Origin of the sequence: Aquirhabdus sp., assembly GCF_046462495.1 — a bacterium.
Lineage (GTDB): Bacteria > Pseudomonadota > Gammaproteobacteria > Pseudomonadales > Moraxellaceae > Aquirhabdus.
On sequence record NZ_JBKGVE010000004.1, the window covers coordinates 652,823 to 669,299 of the forward strand.

Here is a 16,477-nt window from a genome sequence, read left to right on the forward strand (position 1 = left end):
GGTCAAAATTTGTCACATCGAAAAATTAAGACATTCATAACGCTGCATTTGTCGATTTCAAGCGGAAGGGTGCGATGGGGGATTTAAGGCGATGACTAAACGTCGCCCAATAAAATGCCCACGCTTTGGGACGTGGGCAAGTGTTCTGTATGCATGTGTTAGACAACAGGACGGGTGCATTTAAGCACATCGCCAAAATGGTGCAAGGACAAATGAACCAAGTGGTCGTTTTTGACCGACGAAAAAAAAGCCCAAGATTTGGGGTCATTGGGCTAATTCTTGTCCCCATTAGGCGACAGGACAAGACCAAAGGATTAGAGCATAGCGATGTGGAGATATTGTGGATGCGATTCGAAAGTTTAGTGAATCAAGGCTGATCGGCAAAAAAATGCTCATGCGTCGAAACCATGAGCCAATTCCTGCACCGATGGTGGAGATGCCGGACCGCTCAATTTCAGCATAGTGATGTGGAAAGTGTATTGAGAAAAAAAGGAAAACCATGACACGGGCAATAAAAAACCCGAGCGTTGCCGTCGGGTTTGTGATGCGCCTAGACCGAGGTCTGTACGTATCGACTGCAGGACATGCTATGCAATGCAGAAAGGCGATTAGAGCATGAAAGGTATAGCAGATCAACTGCTTAAAGGCTTTGAAAATGACAATTTTCAGGATCTTTTTGTAAAACAATTTGAGGTAAAGCGTGGAGAGGCGCAATGAGTATCGATCTGGATTTTGATGTGGATGATTGGGGCGATGACCAAGGGGCTGCCCATGCATTGTCGGCACTTGATAGTGTGCATATGACTGAGCTCTTGGATGAGTCATGGGATGACTATGACGCATGGGATGAGGGGGTGATAGAGGCGATCGGCAGTGCGGAGGTGGATCGTGGCTAGAGCGAGAAACATTAAACCGTCATTCTTTTTTAATGATGAGTTGATCGAGCTGTGCTTCGCGGCGCGTTTGCTGTTTATCGGTTTATGGACGTTGGCGGATCGTGAGGGCTATCTGGAAGATCGTCCGAAGAAGATCAAGATGTCATTGTTTCCCGCCGATTCGATTGATGTCGATGCCTTGCTGGATGATCTGACTGCGGCGGGTTTTTTGGAGCGTTATACGGCTGAGGGTGCGAAGTACATTCATATCTGCAAGTTTGATAAGCACCAGAATCCACATTATAAGGAGGCGCAGTCGGTGATTCCTAAACCGATTTTAGTCGAGCAAACCTATAGTTGCGCACAGCCCCAGACCAGCCTGAGGCAAGCCCCGGGTTTGTCTGAGTCTAACCCTGCTGATTCTCTGATTCCTGATTCCCTTAACCTGATTCCTGATTCTCTGATCCCTGATCCCTTTAACTGGATTCCTGATTCTCCGAATGATGATTGGACGGCACAGGCTGTGCCTTCAGAGATACAGGATGATTGGTATGCTGAGGATGATCAGGAGGTATTTTTGATTGAGGGTCATGCGCAGGATTCGTGGCTTCCATACTCAAACGCTACAGGGGCAGGCACAGAGCGCTGCGGTATGCAAACCGTAGATGATCCAGTCCAAGGGAGCCAAGCCCATGCTAGCCTTGTCCATATTGATCCGCCCAGAGCACCACAAACGCCTGCGCCAGTGGCAGCAGATCACGCGTTGAACATTCCTTTTGAGACGTTTTGGGATTTGTATGACAAGAAGGTTCAGCCCAAAGCCTGTGCGCGGAAGTGGCAGCGCCTGACAGATGCTGAGCGTGAACAGATCATGCAGCATGTGCAGCAGTACAAGCTGGCGCAGCCGGATAAGGCGTTTCGCAAGAATCCGGAAACATACCTGAATCAGAAGGCGTGGCTGGACGAGATCGTTGTACGTCAAGTATCCACTCAACCCGCACGCAGGACAGCACAGTCGGCTTGGGATCAGTACTTTGCCGAGCAGTCGGCTGTGCCATACGCGGAATCTGGGTCAGCCACGCTGATCGATGTCACGCCGCAGCACTGGGGTGGGATTGAGGGGATGCGCTATGTCTAAGTCTACCGTGTCGCAATCCGCACAGGGTGACGCTGTATCGTCGTATGCATCTGCCGCGCAAGGGTTTACTGCGCTACAGGCTCGGGGTTTTATTGAGCGGCTCAAGTCGTTCTATGGGACGGAGTTTAATCGCAAGTGGGCGGGTGTTCAGCCTGCGATGCTGGAAGAGACAATCTGTGCGTCGTTTCGTGCAGTGAGTGCTGAGCAGTTGGCGCGGTGTTTTAAGCGGATTAGCACGTCGAGCTGTGATTTTTGTCCATCGATACCGACGCTGTTGGCGTGGTGTTTTGAGGGTGAGATGTTGAGTGATCTGGAAGCCTACCGCATGGCGGGGGATGAGCGGATTACAGATCCTCTGGTGTATGAGACGGTGCGGCGAATTGGTTTTTGGGATCTGCGTCATAAGGCAGAGTCGCAAATGCGTCCGGCGTTTATCGAGATGTATAAGGCGGTCAAGGGGGAGTATATGGGCGGTGCACGCTTTGTGATTCCCAAGGTAATTGCTGCGCCAAAGAGTATTTTCCAACCCGAAACCACTGAGCAAAAAACAGCGCGACGGGCGTGTGCGGCACAAGCGATTGCACAAATGCGTGGGCGGATGGCTCAGGAGTGCAGAGCATGAAACTGAGTGCCAGTGAGTCACGTGCGGTGCAGTTGGATGGCTTTAAGCTGAAGTCTCCACGTTCAGCCAGTGAGGACCATGAGCATCGCTTGGTAATGCAGTGGGCGCGAATGATGAGTTGGGGCGATGGCAAGCTGTCTGATGTGATGCATCACAGTCCCAATGGCGGCAAGCGTTCGCCGCGTGAAGGGGCGAAGTTTAAGGAGATGGGCACGCAGGCGGGTTTTCCGGATTTTCAGATCTATGTGCCGCGTCAGGGTTTTCATGGTTTGTTTGTAGAGCTGAAAGCGCGTAAGGGAGTGGTATCGCCTTTGCAGAAGATTGTGCTGGCTCGTCTAGCTGCAAACGGTTATCAAACCACCGTATGCTATGGATTTGATGAGGCCAAACGGGTCATCAGTGATTATATGGGGTTTTATTGTGGGTCACTGTATTCACGCGAGCATGAAAAAGAATTGAAGCATGAGAAGCACTTAGGGGGCGGGGATGAATAGTGGGTTAGAGAAATTCGATCCAGATTTTGAGTATTTTCGGTCAACGATGCATTTGACCCTTATACGCTCATTGCCGTGCTGTATCTGCGGGGCGGGCGAGGTTGCACCAGCCTATTCCAGAAATCCGGCACATGGGCACCGTAAAGATGCACTCGCCAGTGATGAGTTCACCATTCCACTGTGTGGTAAGCCACATCTGGAGTATGACCCGACGGGGTATCGCGCGGGTTCGGAAGCGTGGTTTATCAGGAAGCTGAAGGAGACGGCGGAGCTTTTACGTGCGCGGCATATGCTGTTGGCGATGGCGGAGCTGCTGTTGATTGAGCGTGGGGTGCTGTGAGGATGGATTGATGGGTACGTTGATTGGGCTATGGGTGACTGGGATAAGGAGTGAGAAACGATGAGTGTCATTGAGATCATGAGTAAGTTGAATGCCAAGACGCAGAACTATCGTCCGTCGATGGGGGGTAAAGCGGACATCGATTGGGAAGATGTTTGCGGTGCGCTGGCGAGGTTACCCCCTGTGGCGCAGGACTTGGCGTTCCTGCTGCACAACCCGCGTGCAGGGCGTGAGAAGCCGCGCATGGTGGCGCTGCTTGCTCAGCAAACGCGGCGTGAGGTGGAGAAGTCGGGATTGAAGTGTCGCAAGATTGATTTGCAGGCGCTGTGTGAAGGGATTGCCAGTATTGCGCTGTATCAGGTGCTGTACCCCAACGTGTGTCTGACCCGTGCCGATCGGATGAAAGCCGGCGGTATCACGATGTGTGAGTCGGGCTATCGCGCGCGGTGGGAGCTGTTTGAGACAAGGCTTACGGATTATTTGCTGGCGGTTCAGGCGGAGATTGAGTCATCGATGATTGATTATCTTCGGAAGACGAAAAGGGAGTTGATTGTGGCGTGAGTTTGGCTTCAGGTTTGAATCGTGCAGGTCTTCGACGAAGGAGTCTTGCGCGAGTGCAGCGGAACGTGTGGCAGGGCTAAAAAATTTAAATAATTAATGTAAAAAAATGAGAATTGGTTCACGTTTATGGTGTAGTATTTTCTTGACCAAATGGTACGTTTTTTCTCAAAGGTCAAACATTGAATCATCGGAGTAGACTATGAGTCAGTTTATATCGTTTGTATGCCCGAGCTGCCATGAGGCGCAGTTCAGTCGAATGTCACTTCCGCTCAGCAGTCTTTATCTATCGGGCTCAATGTGTGATTACTGTGGGCAGATCATTTCGACCGCAACCAAGTGCCAGCAGGTTGATGATCTCTCGTTTGCTCAAGACAGTCATCTGGGCTTGATGCCTGAAGTCGTAGAAGCCACGATCTCCATCAAATCTTTGATGCATTAGTCTAAACACACCTAGCCCGTTCACGTCAGTAAGGAGTTGATCATGCGTTCGCCTTATACGTTTCGTTGTGTGTATTGTGGTTTTCCGGTGCCACATCCCTTAACCAGTCTGCAAAAGCAGGCGTATTTTGAGGATGTCGTGTGCAATCAATGCGGGAAAACAGTGACCGAGGCGCATAAAATCAGCCAGCTCAAAGTGCAGGTGATTGATTCGTTTTCAGTTTATATACAGCGTTAGACGGCAAGAGCAAAGAACCCCCCCCCATGTTTAAATGAAGAAAACGATGGGGTTCCAGAGATAAAATTCAGTCGTGTTGCTCTTTTATAGGGGGATTTCGCGCAGGAGTTGACCAAAGTCTTTGGCGCATTGAATCGTTGCTTTTAGTGCACTTCTATTGATACTTGTGAAGTTGATAAATCCATGTGTTTGTCCTTCGACCAGTATAGAGTGACAGACGACCCCCGCTTTGTGCAGACGATCAGTATAGACTTCATTTTCACTTCTCACGACATCATATTCGGGTGTTACCATCATTACGGGGTTTAATCCCTTGATTTTGCCACGTATCGGAGAAAGAATCGGGTCATCTAGTTCCAGATCACTAGCGAGCGCGTAGCTTTCACGAGCGCGAGCGATATCTTTTTCCTGCACGAATAACCCTTGACTAAATGCTTTACGCGATGGGTGAGTGTCTTCCATATCTAATCCGGGGTAAAACAACAATTGGGCACAAGGCGCAAAAGGCGTTTGGATCGCTACTTGACTAATTACGGCGGCGATATAGCCTCCAGCGCTATCACCGCTTACGGCAATTTTGCGTGGGTTGATCTTTAACTGTGCGGCATTGTCATGAGCCCATAATAAGACATCCCAGCCATCTTCAATCGCCGCAGGTGCCGGATATTCAGGTGCAAGACGATAGTTAACACTCAACACGGAACATTCAGCATATTTGCAGAGCAGACGACAGGGTTCGTCGTGAGTATCCAGATCTCCAACCATAAGGCCCCCTCCATGAAAGAATATGATCAGAGGGTTTAATGCGGCATCGACGTCATTTAATTCGGGGATGTAGTGACGGACGGAGAGAGAGCCGCCCGGTTTAGGAATACTGAAATTGTTTATGCTGGATACTTGGGTTGGTTTACCTGCGATAGCATACATATCATTTTTGAAGTCACGGCGGCTTTCTTGGACTTCTTTTTCTAATAAGGCGCCACGTCCTAATTTTGCATAAAAGGAAAGAATTAAACGTAAATGGCTGTCTAGATGAGGGTATAGATTTTGATCACCAAGTGCTTTTGCAATTTTGAGGTGTACAAAATCAGGTAGGGCAGCGGTTAGACGCCCGACAATGCCTTTGATTTTATAGACAGGTGCAGGGGTGAGGCGGAGCAACATATTCATATGGGGGAGCCAAGGGATCATTCAATACCCTTATTATTCTTGATCAAGAGAGAAAGGATATGTCTGATCACGCTAAAAATTTACCTTTACACGTCATTTTCGAAGCGCTGATCCATGCTTTGCACATCTTTTCACAGGCTGTTATATTATTTTTTAATAAAACATGAACTGAGCCATTCCATCATGATAAGTCGCTTGTATGACCCGTTTCGTCGATAAACCTACTATTCCGGGATCATATGTTCTGATTTTAATGGATGTGGTGTCTCGCTGGCATGTGTCACCAGAATTACTACTGTGGGGTAGTGGTATTACACCGAGTGAACTCAAGGATATCCGTTGGCAGGTTGAACTGCCTATCTATGTCAAATTGCTTGCCAGAGCCGTTGAGCTGACTCAGGAGCCGGGATTGGGCTTCTATTTTGGTATGCAATTAAAAGTCAGTTCACATGGTCTTGTGGGATTTGCGGCGACAGTTACTCAAAATCTACGGGAGGCGATAAACACCCTGATTCAGTTTTTTCGTTTACAGAGTTCCGCAGTACAACTCCGTATGGATATCCAGGGAGCGCATGCGGTGCTCTATCTCGAAGAAAAGTTTCTGGACTTGGATGATGAGTCAGATCGCCTTGCTTATGGGATCGCTGCGATTTATCTGCTGATGGGCTGCATCAGTATGATTAAGGCGCTGTGCGGTGTGACGATTAAACCTGATGCGGATTACCGCTGCAAACGACCAGAATACTTCTCGCGCTTTGACAGTATCTTGACTAACATGATGGGGACACTACGCTTTGAGCAACCTTATAGTCGAATTATTTTCCCTAAGAGCACTCTTGATTTACCCTTAATTATGGCTGATTCCATTGCCGCTAATATACTCAAAGAGCAATGTCAGAAAGAGCTGGATCGGCTCGTTTCAAACCAGAATATAGTCAGTCTTGTGCGAGGTCTTATATTTGATGATGTACAAGGTATTCGAACACTAGAGGAGGTGGCGGTCCAGCTTCATCTTTCTGCACGTACTTTGCAGCGCATTCTTCAAGACCATGAGCAAAGTTTCCAGAATCTGTTGAATGAGGTCCTTCAGCAAAAGTCCAAAGCGCTCCTCATGCATAAAGATCTACCGCTAGATGCTATCGCGGATAAGCTAGGTTACGCGAATGTGCCGAGTTTTAGTCGGGCATTTAAGCGCTGGTTTGGCATCCCGCCAAGTCAATATCGTTCGCGTTAAACATATCTGTGTTTGAATGATTCGCATCCGCTAACTCATCGTTAAGTTATCCGTAAAAGACATTTCAAAAAAATCATGGCAATGTCTGACAATATACGGATGTGCAGAGTACAGAATAGTGCTATCTTAGTTTCATACAGAGATTGCTCTAACCGCTTTCTCAGTTTCGCCCAGATCTCCAAAACGTCTGGGCTTTTTTATGCCTTTTTTATGCCTTTTTTTGACTCCATATTATGATGTCTGCATTTGCAACTATCTGCGCTGCAAAGCTTTTGCTACTATAGGGTGATTGCCTGATTGTGGTGGATATCATGCCGTATTCTAAGGGGTTTTGTGGGGTTGCTCTGGGTTTGGCCTTGAGTGGTTGTGTGACTACTTATGTACAGCCGAGCAGTGATCAGCCGCGTGCAAAAATCAATGTGGTTAATGCGGGCTATCCCACTACAGTGCAGATCCATGGCGAGACGCAAAAATGTAAGGGCAGTAATCTGGCCTTGTCTTTGGATCGCGATAGCCGTGGGGAGTTTTATTTGCCTGCGGGTACTGAAACCGCCCTATCGCTCATGGTCTCGGGCATGTCGGGAAATATGCTCAGTTTTAACTGCCATTCGGTGTTTAGCTTTACGCCCAAAGCCAATCATGTCTATAAATTAAAAGCCCTCTCCAACACTAAACGCTGCGGTTATGAGATTCAGGACCTGAGTGGCGAACCCGTTGCGGCAAAGCGCCGTATCCCAAACGATGCATGGATTCCGGATATGGCGGGCTGGTGTAAATAGGCTTGTATAGCCATTGTGTGATGCAGTTCACATTGAATACAAAATAATCAATTTTTCGACTACTCGGTCTCTTTTCTGTATTGGAAATTGTTTGACAGTTTGTTAATCTCGCGACTCCAGTCACAAACGGAGTCGTGATAAAAATGGAAAGAAAATGGGCCAGAAAAGCAGCTGATCCAAAACGAGGTAAAGAAATAGAAATCTATTTCGGAGTCGAGAGTTGGGAGCGTAAAGATCCACGTGCGCGTCATCTGATTTATGATCAGAATGGCATCACCATGCTGGAAGTGGATAAGAATGTCTTTGAGTATGCCGATCCCAGTGTCGGACGATTTATGCTCATGGAGTGATGTGGTAACGGTTGTCAGTGGTATCTGTGGTAGAGGTAATCAACAAAAATATAATGGTGGTCCACCTTGTGATGACACGAGGGGTGTGTTTTGACCTGACTGATGAGATTGACTTCGCGTGATGAACGAGAAAGATTGAAACGGGACAGGATTACTTTACGGCAATGGTGGTATTGGCGGTTGGTGTTGAGCGATACGCAGAATATCCGTAAAGTTTTATACAGAATTGGGTAAACAAAAAAAGCCTCGTGCACTGATCATGCATGGGGCTTTTTTTTATGGGGGATTACAAGGGTGGGAGATGCTTCGACCGTGGTTTTATAACACGGGGCTTAAAAATGTCATTAAATGAGCGACAAGAGCAGTGGCAATCCGATAAAGACCAGCAAGGTCGATATCAGAATCATGCCAGCAATATCGCGGCTAGGGCCTTGGTACTGCTGCGCGATGAGATGGCTGAGGACGGCAACGGGCATGGCGGATTGAATGATGAGAGCGGAAGCTGCCAGTGGCGGTAAGCCCAACCCGTGCGCGATCAGCAAGCCAATGCCTAAACCGCCGCAGACGCGTACCAGCGATAGGATCAACACGCGCCCCAAACCCTCCAGTCGAATCTCTGCCAGTGAGGCACCCAGCATCAGGAGCATCAGTGGTGGTGCCATGGCGCCCAGTTGATGGGTGACGGTTTGCAGGCTGTCGGGTAGGGCGGTGTGGGTGGCCAGCATGCCAAGTGCAACTAGGATGGCCCAAATGGTGGGACTGGTCAGGATGTTGCGCAGTGAGCCATGCCCCGATAGTAGCCAGACGCCAAGCGTGTAGTGACCGATCTGGACCAGTGCCGAGAAAGCGACCGCATACAATAAGCCTTCTTGCCCCAGTGCAAACAGTGCAACGGGGATACCGAGGTTGGCGGTATTGGGCAGCATCAGAGACGGTAAATATTTGTGGATCGGCAGTCGCATCAAGCGTAGTGCCAGCATGCTGACCAAGGCAAAGCCGAAGAGCGCCAGTGCACCCGCCAGAAAAGTATGTCCGAGTACGGACAGCGTCAGCCCTGGACGATTGAGCGATGACAGCAACAGACAAGGAATGCCAAGGTTAGATACCAGACTGCTTAAGGTCGCGGTGTGCATCGGCAGTTTGAGCTTGACCCACAACAGCCCCAAACCTGAGCAGACAAAAATGGGGAGTATGATGGTGCTGAAATCGGAATACATGATTCGGGCTTAATGCCTCGTCTGGAACCTAGCCGTGGGTCTGTTAAAAATAAGAGCATGTGGGGCTGAAGAGGACTGTAGCAAGATTTGCAGCTTCAAAAAAGTGAGAACTTAGGGCAAACGTCTTTTTAAAAATAGCCTATAAAGCATTGACTTTCTTTTTTTTAAATTAACCATTTAGTCTAATTTTTTTTAAGAAAATAAAAAATACTGAAGAAAATTACAATATTTATCAAAAAGTTATGCTTGTTCGAAATAGAAAATAATCATAAAAATGTGAATTATTCTACATATTTTTGTGATTATTTTAGAGAAATTGTCCTTTTCTAACCTCAAAACATACCCATTTTTACGTGTTCTGAGAATTTCTTTTAAAGGAAAATTGCTGAGAAAAGGTAAGAAAGATTATTTATTAGCCTTTGATGAGGTTAATGAGCTTTTTTATAGCCAAAATTTTACTTGATGACAAGTTTCCCCAATTTAAATATTTCTTTTATAAGAGGGCCTATGTCATGAATAAGTGCTGTCGGATTATCTGGAGCAAAATCAAGAATGCATGGATAGTGGTCTCTGAAATTAGCAAGTCGCATGGCAAGGGACCTTCAACTGGCGGGGTAGTCCATCAAGTTAGTGATATTGATAGTGCTTCTGCTGCTAATCGCGCATTTAAGTTAACAACACTTGCGGTGATGCTGAGTGTAACGAGTATGCCGGTGTTGCCAGCGCATTGTCGAGCGTGAATGCCCCTCAAGTTGCAGGACGCACGACGATGTTCTTCGGTGGTGGTACGTACGGTGGACAGTCTGCAATTGGCGTTCAAATGAGACGTACTTCTGACGATGGCAGCTGGTCTATTGTGGGTGGGGTTTTGACCAATTCCTTTTCACAACTGGCGGCTAGGTCGGCATTTCCGTAGTTCTTCCTTAAACCTGGTTTATTGAAAGGTGTGTTGCTTAGGCAGCGCACCCTTGTAGGGATGTGTTTATGTCATTTTTATAATCAATCGTTTAGGTGGTATTCATGTTTGCTGAGAAAAACGTACCGGAGATCATTTTTACAGCATTAAAAATGGCTGGTGCGAAGCATTGTTATGGCTCTGTAGATAAAGTTCAGAGTTATTTTGTAGAGGCTGCAAACAAAACTGGCTTCGAATGGGTGAATGCTGTTGATCAAATAGCGATATATGCTGCTAGCGCAGAATCCCATATTGAAGAGCAGTTAACCGTTTATGTTGGATCCTGTGGGGTCCTCTGTTTGAGTGCTTTGAGCGGAATTCTTGAGGCTAATAATAAAAATATTCCGCTGGTATTTATTACAAATGAAATCATCATTGATTCGGACGATTTGTTGTTCCCTCATCAGGTGTACGTGAAGTCAGTCTATGAAGGCTGCTCTGTTTTTTGTGAGGAAGTATCAAGTCCTGAACAGGCTTTGCGAGTGACCACCTTAGCTTGTCAGGCTGCTCTCATGAAGCGTGGTGTTGCCATCATCATTTTACCGCCCCATATCGATTTATGGAAAGTCATGAGTCGTCCGGCTCCCCCTATAACGTTTTCAAATTATTGTATTCAACCCGCAGAAACCGAGTTAAGAACGGTGATCGGGTTGCTGGGTCAAGCCCAAAATATAGGCATTTATGCGGGTTATAACTGTCGTCATGCACATGATCAAGTGATTAAACTTGCTTCAATACTGAAAGCCCCAATAGCCTTTACACCGAGTGCTAAGGATTTTATTGAATACGATAATCCTTACAGTATTGGTATGGTGGGAGATGTAGATGTGCAGTCGGGTTTGCTTACCATGGTGGATTGCTGTGATACGTTGCTTCTGCTTGGTGGAGACTTCCCGTCAGAGATTTTTTCGATTTTACCGCAAGATCGCAAAATCAATATCATCCAGATTGATCGTGATGTTGTTAAGTTAGGCCAGCATTATCCTGTCTCTATCGGGATTGTTGGCGATATTGTTCCAACGCTAGATGCTTTAATTCCTTTATTAAATAAACGTGTGGATCAAGAGTTTCTTGAGTTCTGTTTAGGTTTTTATGAAAAGGATAAGAATGACAGAAAAAGTAAAAATTATTTGAGAATCAATGAAGAAACCTATTTTCAAACGTTTATTGAATTAGTGAATCTTTATGCTGATGCAAATGCCGTTTTCGCTGTAGAAGGTGGATTGCTATCGAATTGGATTATCAGAAATATTAGTGTGAATGGACGGCGACGTACCTTCATTAATTCTTTTAAAGATCATGCCACAAGTACGCTGTTTCAAGCGATCGGTTTTCAAAAAGTCTACCCTGATAAGCAGATGATTGCTATTTGCGGTACTCATCGATTTGAGCTATTGATCAATGGGTTATGGGTCGCAATTCAAGAAAAAATGCCGATAAAAATTATCCTGCTCAGTAATGATTTGATGACCCTGTTTCTCCAGGGTCCTGAGCATATTTCTAATCGGGATATTAGCAACGAGTATTCAAATTTTCTGAAATTTTCTGCAGCGTTAGGCGTGCATAGTTTCACGTTTAAAGGTTCAGAAAGCATTGAGGAGGTGATACAGGATTTTCTTGCTTGTGATGGTCCAGCATTGCTCGATGCAAGTATTGTTTTATCCGATCTGTATCATTATCCCTACTACAATCAGAGCAGAGACTCGGATATTTCAGAAAGTTTTCAAAGCTTTTTTTCATATCTCAACTTTAATTCTAGGTCTCAACAAACATTTTGATTTAATTAGTTAAATTATTATTTTTTGGATGCGTAAAAATGGCGTGAAATGTTAAATCTTAGGCATCTTTTATCGAGATGAGAAGAGATAAGGATCGATATAATTGCTAGGCCGTGTATTGGGATCATTTAGCTGATTTTGGATGAAGGCTAAAATTTTTTATAAAGGAATATATCTAAAGTGAAGTCTTTTAGTCGTTGTCTTTTAAGCGTGGATGTTGATGTGTTGTTTAGGTCGAATGCATTCCATCAGTTTTGGGTTATGGGGCTTGTTGAAATTTTATTGAGACATAATTTTTTGAGTGTACAGGTTCAAAATGAGTTCAAGAGTTGTTTCAGAGAGCTTTTCTTATCCTGCTTATAGCATCCTGCTGATTGTCACGATGTTAGAGCAGCGTGGCGTAAACACGACGGAGATTTTAACCAATTGCGGGCTGAGAAGAGACAGTTTGTTTTTTGAGACCACCAAAATATCTTTTAGACAAATTTATCATTTCATCAATAAGATAATTAAAAAAATTGATGATCCTAGATTTACCTTTGATACAGGTTTGTTCGTAAAGCGTTCAAATTGTGGATTTTTCGGCTCAGGATTACTGAGCTGTGCCACATATAAAGATGCGGATGAATTTGGAATGAAGTATGAAATGGTCATCGGGTCGTTGGGCAAAACGGACATGATTGAATGCGATGGCGCCATTACTTTTGTCTATGAACCTATCCTATTTCTTGATCGAAAAGATCCGGTATATCAATTTATTATCGAATTAAATTCCGCTATGGCCTTCTCTATCAAAAGAGAGTCGTATGGGCCTGATTTTCAACTGTTAAATGCAAGCTTTAGATATGACAAGCCTGCTCATCATGCGGTCTATGAGGATATCTATGCATGCCCAGTGGCATTTGGGCAACCTTGTAATTCAATTAGTTATGACATTGCATGGAGAGATCAGACATTAGCAACTGCCAATCCTGCTGCAATGCTTACTATAACTGAGATCTGTGATAAACAACTGCTGGGCATTCAGATTGATAGTCAAATTGAAGTCAAAGTTCAACAGATTCTAGTGAGAAACCCAAGTTATTTCCCCAGTTTTGAGGAGGTCGCGGCTGAGCTGGCAATGCATCCGCGCACGCTGCGTCGATTATTAAAATCAGCTGGGGGGACATATCGGGAAATACTGTCTGAGGTACAAAGAAAATTTGCGTTGAAATATCTGCGGGAAGAAAAACTAACGCACGAAGAACTGGCAAAACGCTTGGGTTTTAGCGATGGCGCAAGCTTTCGTAAAGCGTATGTGCGTTGGGTTAAGTAAAATTTATCACTTAATAATTGATCTGAGTTTTTGCATATTGATTATCAGAATGTTTTATAACGGGGAAGGCGTGGATCGAGGATGAAATGGATGCCTTTTTGGGAAAAAGATGTTGATCGACTGCTGACCACCTGTTGAGTGCGAGACAATGATTGTGCAGAAAACGCTTGACGTTAATAGCAATGATGTGCTATGTTTTAATCATACTGGTCGAAGTGTAAATAAATACCAGCTATTTTGTTCTATGCCTTGAAGTCGCTCGATAAAGCGCTGACTACTCCAGAATTTGATATCGCAAACAGCGCTTAAAAAAGATATCGCACCCTGTTGCGATGCTAAAAATGCAAATAAAGTAATTTTCGTAAAGCCCATATTCCGCAGAAGGAGATGGGCTTTTTTTAGGACGGCAAGAAGCACAGGCGAAGAATGCGTTGAATCCTGTATTTCAGGTGCGCAGCTGAACCATCAGGTCGCAGTCAGATCGGCCGGACGCATGATGTGGGTTGTATTACAAGTTGGCTTGTAGCCAATCCGCAGAAAACTTGGGCAGACCGACGCACGACCAATCCCCAGCCAGTTGCACCACAAACAGTTTGTCTTGTTTACAGATATGAGGACGCAGGCAGGCGGTGATTTCTTCAGCGGACAGGTCGCTGTGTGCAATCCAGGTCGAGTGCAAAAATGGCCAGCTATTGGTATCTAATCCACTGATCGCACCACAAATATCGGTATAGTTATTACGATTCGTCAGATCGTAAGCAATCAGAAACTCGTTCATCCTAAAACTCCTTGTGCGAAGCACGGTCCAGCAAGTGGAATTAAAAGAGTACACTTTTTGAGCAGTGATTCAACCCTCGTCGTGTGTGGATGTATGTCCAGATATTTCGAGGGTGATGCTGAGAGGCTCTCACCTGCTCAGCAGAGCCAGAGCTGGCGACGGCGCTGTTGTTGACTATAGAGATGCTCATCAAGCTGGGCTTGACGGGTCTCTCTGGCAATGACTTGCCCACAATTGGTGCAGATGGCTGCTGAAATGGTGCGGGCGGTATACGGGTTAATCGGGATTTCGGGTTGAGGTTCGTGACAGCTCAAACAGATGAAATTAAATGAATTATTCATTTTCTACCCTGATGTCATCAAAAGTCTGGATTTATTTTTTGCCGATTTTGCCTCTGTTATGGGTATGGGTGAGGTCAATCGGTCTTAATGAATGCGAAAATAATGCCAAATTACATTTTGTGCAAGAGGGTGGCATGGACTGTCATGAACAGTTCATACAAGCGCGCTATACTGCATGTGTAAAAGGGACGGTTAGACACACTGTGGATGTGAACACGAAACGTCAGAACCCATATCATTCGATGTGGGTTTTTTTTATGGGCGTTGTTTATAGGCGTGGATAGGTCGGTTTAGAACTGGCGCTTTTTCAACTTCAAGAAATCTATTTTCTCATCATGAAAGTGGGTGTGGGCGCTCAGGTAATCATCCAGTTGAGTTTGTTTGGTGAGGGTCGGGATGATCTGACCACAATGCGCGCAGATCGATGAGGACAGGTCTTTGATTTTGGCGGGGTCGATAAAGGTTTCAGGCTGCATGGACTGACAGCTCATACAGATAAATCCAAAAAAGTTCTCCATATTGTCCTCCCGGTGATGCCCAGATGCTTGGGTCGTCGTTATTGTCGCTACTATTTAGTATTCGTGTTGTGCTTATGGGTGTTGCATCGCGGTTTTTGTCAGGCATCCCCGTGATCAAAAAACATGCGAAAAAGATGCCAGAACTGCTCAGATTTTAAACCGACAGAACCGTATTTGGAGCGCTGTTGAGCTTGCGATAATAGGCAAGTCTATCCTAATGCGGGGTGTCGGGAATGGCATTGGCTGAAATATATCCAATAGATGACCATGTGGTCAATATTGACTCATTTTATTTGCGATTATGCGATGAAGTGCCAACGGTCGGACGTTTATTGATTTGTAAGGGGGTTGTGATATTCTCTGGCTGCGTGACAGGAGTCACATTTTATTCAATGGAATGTAGCAGTTAACCCAATATGAATTTTAAACTCGAACAACAAAAAATATGTGCCGTGGATCACAATCTACAGATTGTCCAGATTTATCGGGAGCGCTTTGTTTTCTTTACGCAGGGTGAAGAGAGCTGCCCACCGGTGATGATTGGCGCGTGGATTGCGTTTAAGGCTGATCAGCGACTACTGCACGATGGTCGTGATTATGTGACGGCGGATCGCAGTCAGCGCTATACCCCGCGTGAATCATGTGTGTGCTATTGATTAAAAAACCATTAGTGATGGACTTTTTTGTGGGCTACACGGTTGAGTCACGAGGGGGTACGCTACGGCGTCTCATGCGGGCATGGGTTTGAGCGATCGAATATGGTCCATCAATTGGGCGCGTTTGGTGGTCGTTGGGATCACTTGGCCGCAATGGACACATACGGATCCAGGTAAGTAGACGTCGATGTCAGGATTGATCGCGCTTAAAGGCTGGTTATGATTACAGCTTTTACATTCAAAATTTACATAATAGGTCATTTTAATACTCCCTCACTGTGGGGCTTCATTAAAAAAGAACGGTTGGTCGACATGGATGTATTCGCGTTAGGATTTGGAATACGTGCGGGGTTAAACGGTGCGCCCGATCGGTTGCATGGGTTTATTCACCACCATTTCATTGAGTGCCCAAGATTTAAGCTGATTGAGTTTATCGGCTTCAGTAATCAGGTGACCGCATTCTGAACACGTGACATCCTCAAAATAAGCACTTTTTTCAAAGTAATTTTTGGGTTGTGGGATGGGGTTGGCACAGTGCGGACATTTTAAAGAAATGCGTAAGCTCATCATTATCTTGTTCCTTAACAATAAATCACGCTGCCAATATAGTCCTGCTTTATGTTCATTTGATGGACAACGCATGAAAGCGCAGTGACGTCTTGTATGCTTAATTTTATTAC

Annotated in this window: 22 protein-coding genes; 16 read left to right on the forward strand and 6 right to left on the reverse strand. The window is 45.7% G+C overall.

Annotated features, from left to right (window positions below; translation table 11 throughout):
• Positions 1 to 713 precede the first annotated feature (713 nt).
• From ACLHG7_RS06400 to ACLHG7_RS06435, 8 genes are all read left to right on the forward strand, one after another.
• A complete protein-coding gene (locus tag ACLHG7_RS06400; RefSeq protein ID WP_410210201.1) occupies positions 714 to 896 on the forward strand; it encodes a hypothetical protein in 183 nt (60 codons plus the stop codon).
• Positions 889 to 2,013: a hypothetical protein gene (locus tag ACLHG7_RS06405; RefSeq protein WP_410210202.1), complete on the forward strand. Its 1,125-nt coding sequence runs from the start codon at positions 889 to 891 to the stop codon at positions 2,011 to 2,013. Before ACLHG7_RS06400 ends, ACLHG7_RS06405 begins: the two co-directional genes overlap by 8 nt.
• Complete coding sequence (locus tag ACLHG7_RS06410; RefSeq protein WP_410210203.1) at positions 2,006 to 2,635, forward strand: hypothetical protein; 630 nt, start codon at positions 2,006 to 2,008, stop codon at positions 2,633 to 2,635. The genes ACLHG7_RS06405 and ACLHG7_RS06410 overlap by 8 nt, the downstream gene beginning before the upstream one ends.
• Positions 2,632 to 3,129: a VRR-NUC domain-containing protein gene (locus tag ACLHG7_RS06415; RefSeq protein ID WP_410210204.1), complete on the forward strand. Its 498-nt coding sequence runs from the start codon at positions 2,632 to 2,634 to the stop codon at positions 3,127 to 3,129. The genes ACLHG7_RS06410 and ACLHG7_RS06415 overlap by 4 nt, the downstream gene beginning before the upstream one ends.
• On the forward strand, positions 3,122 to 3,469 hold the full coding sequence (locus tag ACLHG7_RS06420) for a hypothetical protein (protein WP_410210205.1): 348 nt from the start codon (positions 3,122 to 3,124) through the stop codon (positions 3,467 to 3,469). The genes ACLHG7_RS06415 and ACLHG7_RS06420 overlap by 8 nt, the downstream gene beginning before the upstream one ends.
• 60 nt (positions 3,470 to 3,529) lie before the next feature.
• Positions 3,530 to 4,030: a hypothetical protein gene (locus ACLHG7_RS06425; protein WP_410210206.1), complete on the forward strand. Its 501-nt coding sequence runs from the start codon at positions 3,530 to 3,532 to the stop codon at positions 4,028 to 4,030.
• 199 nt (positions 4,031 to 4,229) lie between these two features.
• Positions 4,230 to 4,469 carry a hypothetical protein gene (locus tag ACLHG7_RS06430; RefSeq protein ID WP_410210207.1) on the forward strand — a complete coding sequence of 80 codons (240 nt, stop codon included), beginning with the start codon at positions 4,230 to 4,232 and terminating at the stop codon, positions 4,467 to 4,469.
• 42 nt (positions 4,470 to 4,511) lie between these two features.
• Positions 4,512 to 4,706, forward strand: coding sequence for a hypothetical protein (locus tag ACLHG7_RS06435; RefSeq protein WP_410210208.1), 195 nt, complete (start codon positions 4,512 to 4,514; stop codon positions 4,704 to 4,706).
• 84 nt (positions 4,707 to 4,790) lie between these two features.
• Here the strand turns inward: ACLHG7_RS06435 and ACLHG7_RS06440 are convergent, their stop codons facing one another.
• Positions 4,791 to 5,876: an alpha/beta hydrolase gene (locus ACLHG7_RS06440; RefSeq protein WP_410210209.1), complete on the reverse strand. Its 1,086-nt coding sequence runs from the start codon at positions 5,874 to 5,876 to the stop codon at positions 4,791 to 4,793.
• Between the two features lie 199 nt (positions 5,877 to 6,075).
• Between ACLHG7_RS06440 and ACLHG7_RS06445 the strand changes: the two genes are divergently transcribed.
• From ACLHG7_RS06445 to ACLHG7_RS06455, 3 genes are all read left to right on the forward strand, one after another.
• Positions 6,076 to 7,110, forward strand: coding sequence for an AraC family transcriptional regulator ligand-binding domain-containing protein (locus tag ACLHG7_RS06445; RefSeq protein WP_410210210.1), 1,035 nt, complete (start codon positions 6,076 to 6,078; stop codon positions 7,108 to 7,110).
• Between the two features lie 311 nt (positions 7,111 to 7,421).
• Positions 7,422 to 7,889, forward strand: a complete 468-nt coding sequence (locus ACLHG7_RS06450; RefSeq protein ID WP_410210211.1) for a hypothetical protein — start codon at positions 7,422 to 7,424, stop codon at positions 7,887 to 7,889.
• Between the two features lie 143 nt (positions 7,890 to 8,032).
• Positions 8,033 to 8,239, forward strand: coding sequence for a hypothetical protein (locus tag ACLHG7_RS06455; RefSeq protein ID WP_410210212.1), 207 nt, complete (start codon positions 8,033 to 8,035; stop codon positions 8,237 to 8,239).
• A gap of 344 nt (positions 8,240 to 8,583) precedes the next feature.
• Here the strand turns inward: ACLHG7_RS06455 and ACLHG7_RS06460 are convergent, their stop codons facing one another.
• A complete protein-coding gene (locus tag ACLHG7_RS06460) occupies positions 8,584 to 9,456 on the reverse strand; it encodes an AEC family transporter (RefSeq protein WP_410210213.1) in 873 nt (290 codons plus the stop codon).
• Positions 9,457 to 9,968: 512 nt separating this feature from the next.
• Between ACLHG7_RS06460 and ACLHG7_RS06465 the strand changes: the two genes are divergently transcribed.
• The 4 genes from ACLHG7_RS06465 (at position 9,969) to ACLHG7_RS06480 (ending at position 13,504) form a co-directional block, all read left to right on the forward strand.
• The gene (locus ACLHG7_RS06465) at positions 9,969 to 10,196 is read left to right on the forward strand and encodes an ESPR domain-containing protein (protein ID WP_410210214.1); all 228 of its coding nucleotides are present in this window, start codon (positions 9,969 to 9,971) and stop codon (positions 10,194 to 10,196) included.
• Positions 10,193 to 10,372 (forward strand): YadA-like family protein, encoded by a 180-nt coding sequence (locus ACLHG7_RS06470; protein WP_410210215.1) that lies wholly within the window; start codon positions 10,193 to 10,195, stop codon positions 10,370 to 10,372. The genes ACLHG7_RS06465 and ACLHG7_RS06470 overlap by 4 nt, the downstream gene beginning before the upstream one ends.
• A gap of 104 nt (positions 10,373 to 10,476) precedes the next feature.
• Positions 10,477 to 12,189, forward strand: a complete 1,713-nt coding sequence (locus tag ACLHG7_RS06475) for a thiamine pyrophosphate-dependent enzyme (RefSeq protein WP_410210216.1) — start codon at positions 10,477 to 10,479, stop codon at positions 12,187 to 12,189.
• 316 nt (positions 12,190 to 12,505) lie between these two features.
• A complete protein-coding gene (locus tag ACLHG7_RS06480; protein WP_410210217.1) occupies positions 12,506 to 13,504 on the forward strand; it encodes an AraC family transcriptional regulator ligand-binding domain-containing protein in 999 nt (332 codons plus the stop codon).
• Positions 13,505 to 14,012: 508 nt separating this feature from the next.
• Here the strand turns inward: ACLHG7_RS06480 and ACLHG7_RS06485 are convergent.
• The 3 genes from ACLHG7_RS06485 to ACLHG7_RS06495 form a co-directional block, all read right to left on the reverse strand.
• Entirely contained in the window at positions 14,013 to 14,282 is a 270-nt protein-coding gene (locus ACLHG7_RS06485) for a hypothetical protein (protein WP_114899981.1), read from the reverse strand.
• 137 nt (positions 14,283 to 14,419) lie between these two features.
• Positions 14,420 to 14,623: a hypothetical protein gene (locus tag ACLHG7_RS06490; protein WP_410210218.1), complete on the reverse strand. Its 204-nt coding sequence runs from the start codon at positions 14,621 to 14,623 to the stop codon at positions 14,420 to 14,422.
• Positions 14,624 to 14,913: 290 nt separating this feature from the next.
• Complete coding sequence (locus tag ACLHG7_RS06495; protein ID WP_410210219.1) at positions 14,914 to 15,141, reverse strand: hypothetical protein; 228 nt, start codon at positions 15,139 to 15,141, stop codon at positions 14,914 to 14,916.
• 416 nt (positions 15,142 to 15,557) lie between these two features.
• Here ACLHG7_RS06495 and ACLHG7_RS06500 point away from each other — a divergent pair, with 416 nt between their 5' ends.
• Positions 15,558 to 15,797, forward strand: coding sequence for a hypothetical protein (locus ACLHG7_RS06500; protein ID WP_410210220.1), 240 nt, complete (start codon positions 15,558 to 15,560; stop codon positions 15,795 to 15,797).
• Between the two features lie 351 nt (positions 15,798 to 16,148).
• On the opposite strand, the gene ACLHG7_RS06505 is transcribed toward ACLHG7_RS06500, so the two are convergent.
• The gene (locus tag ACLHG7_RS06505) at positions 16,149 to 16,367 is read right to left on the reverse strand and encodes a hypothetical protein (RefSeq protein WP_410210221.1); all 219 of its coding nucleotides are present in this window, start codon (positions 16,365 to 16,367) and stop codon (positions 16,149 to 16,151) included.
• Positions 16,368 to 16,477 lie beyond the last annotated feature (110 nt).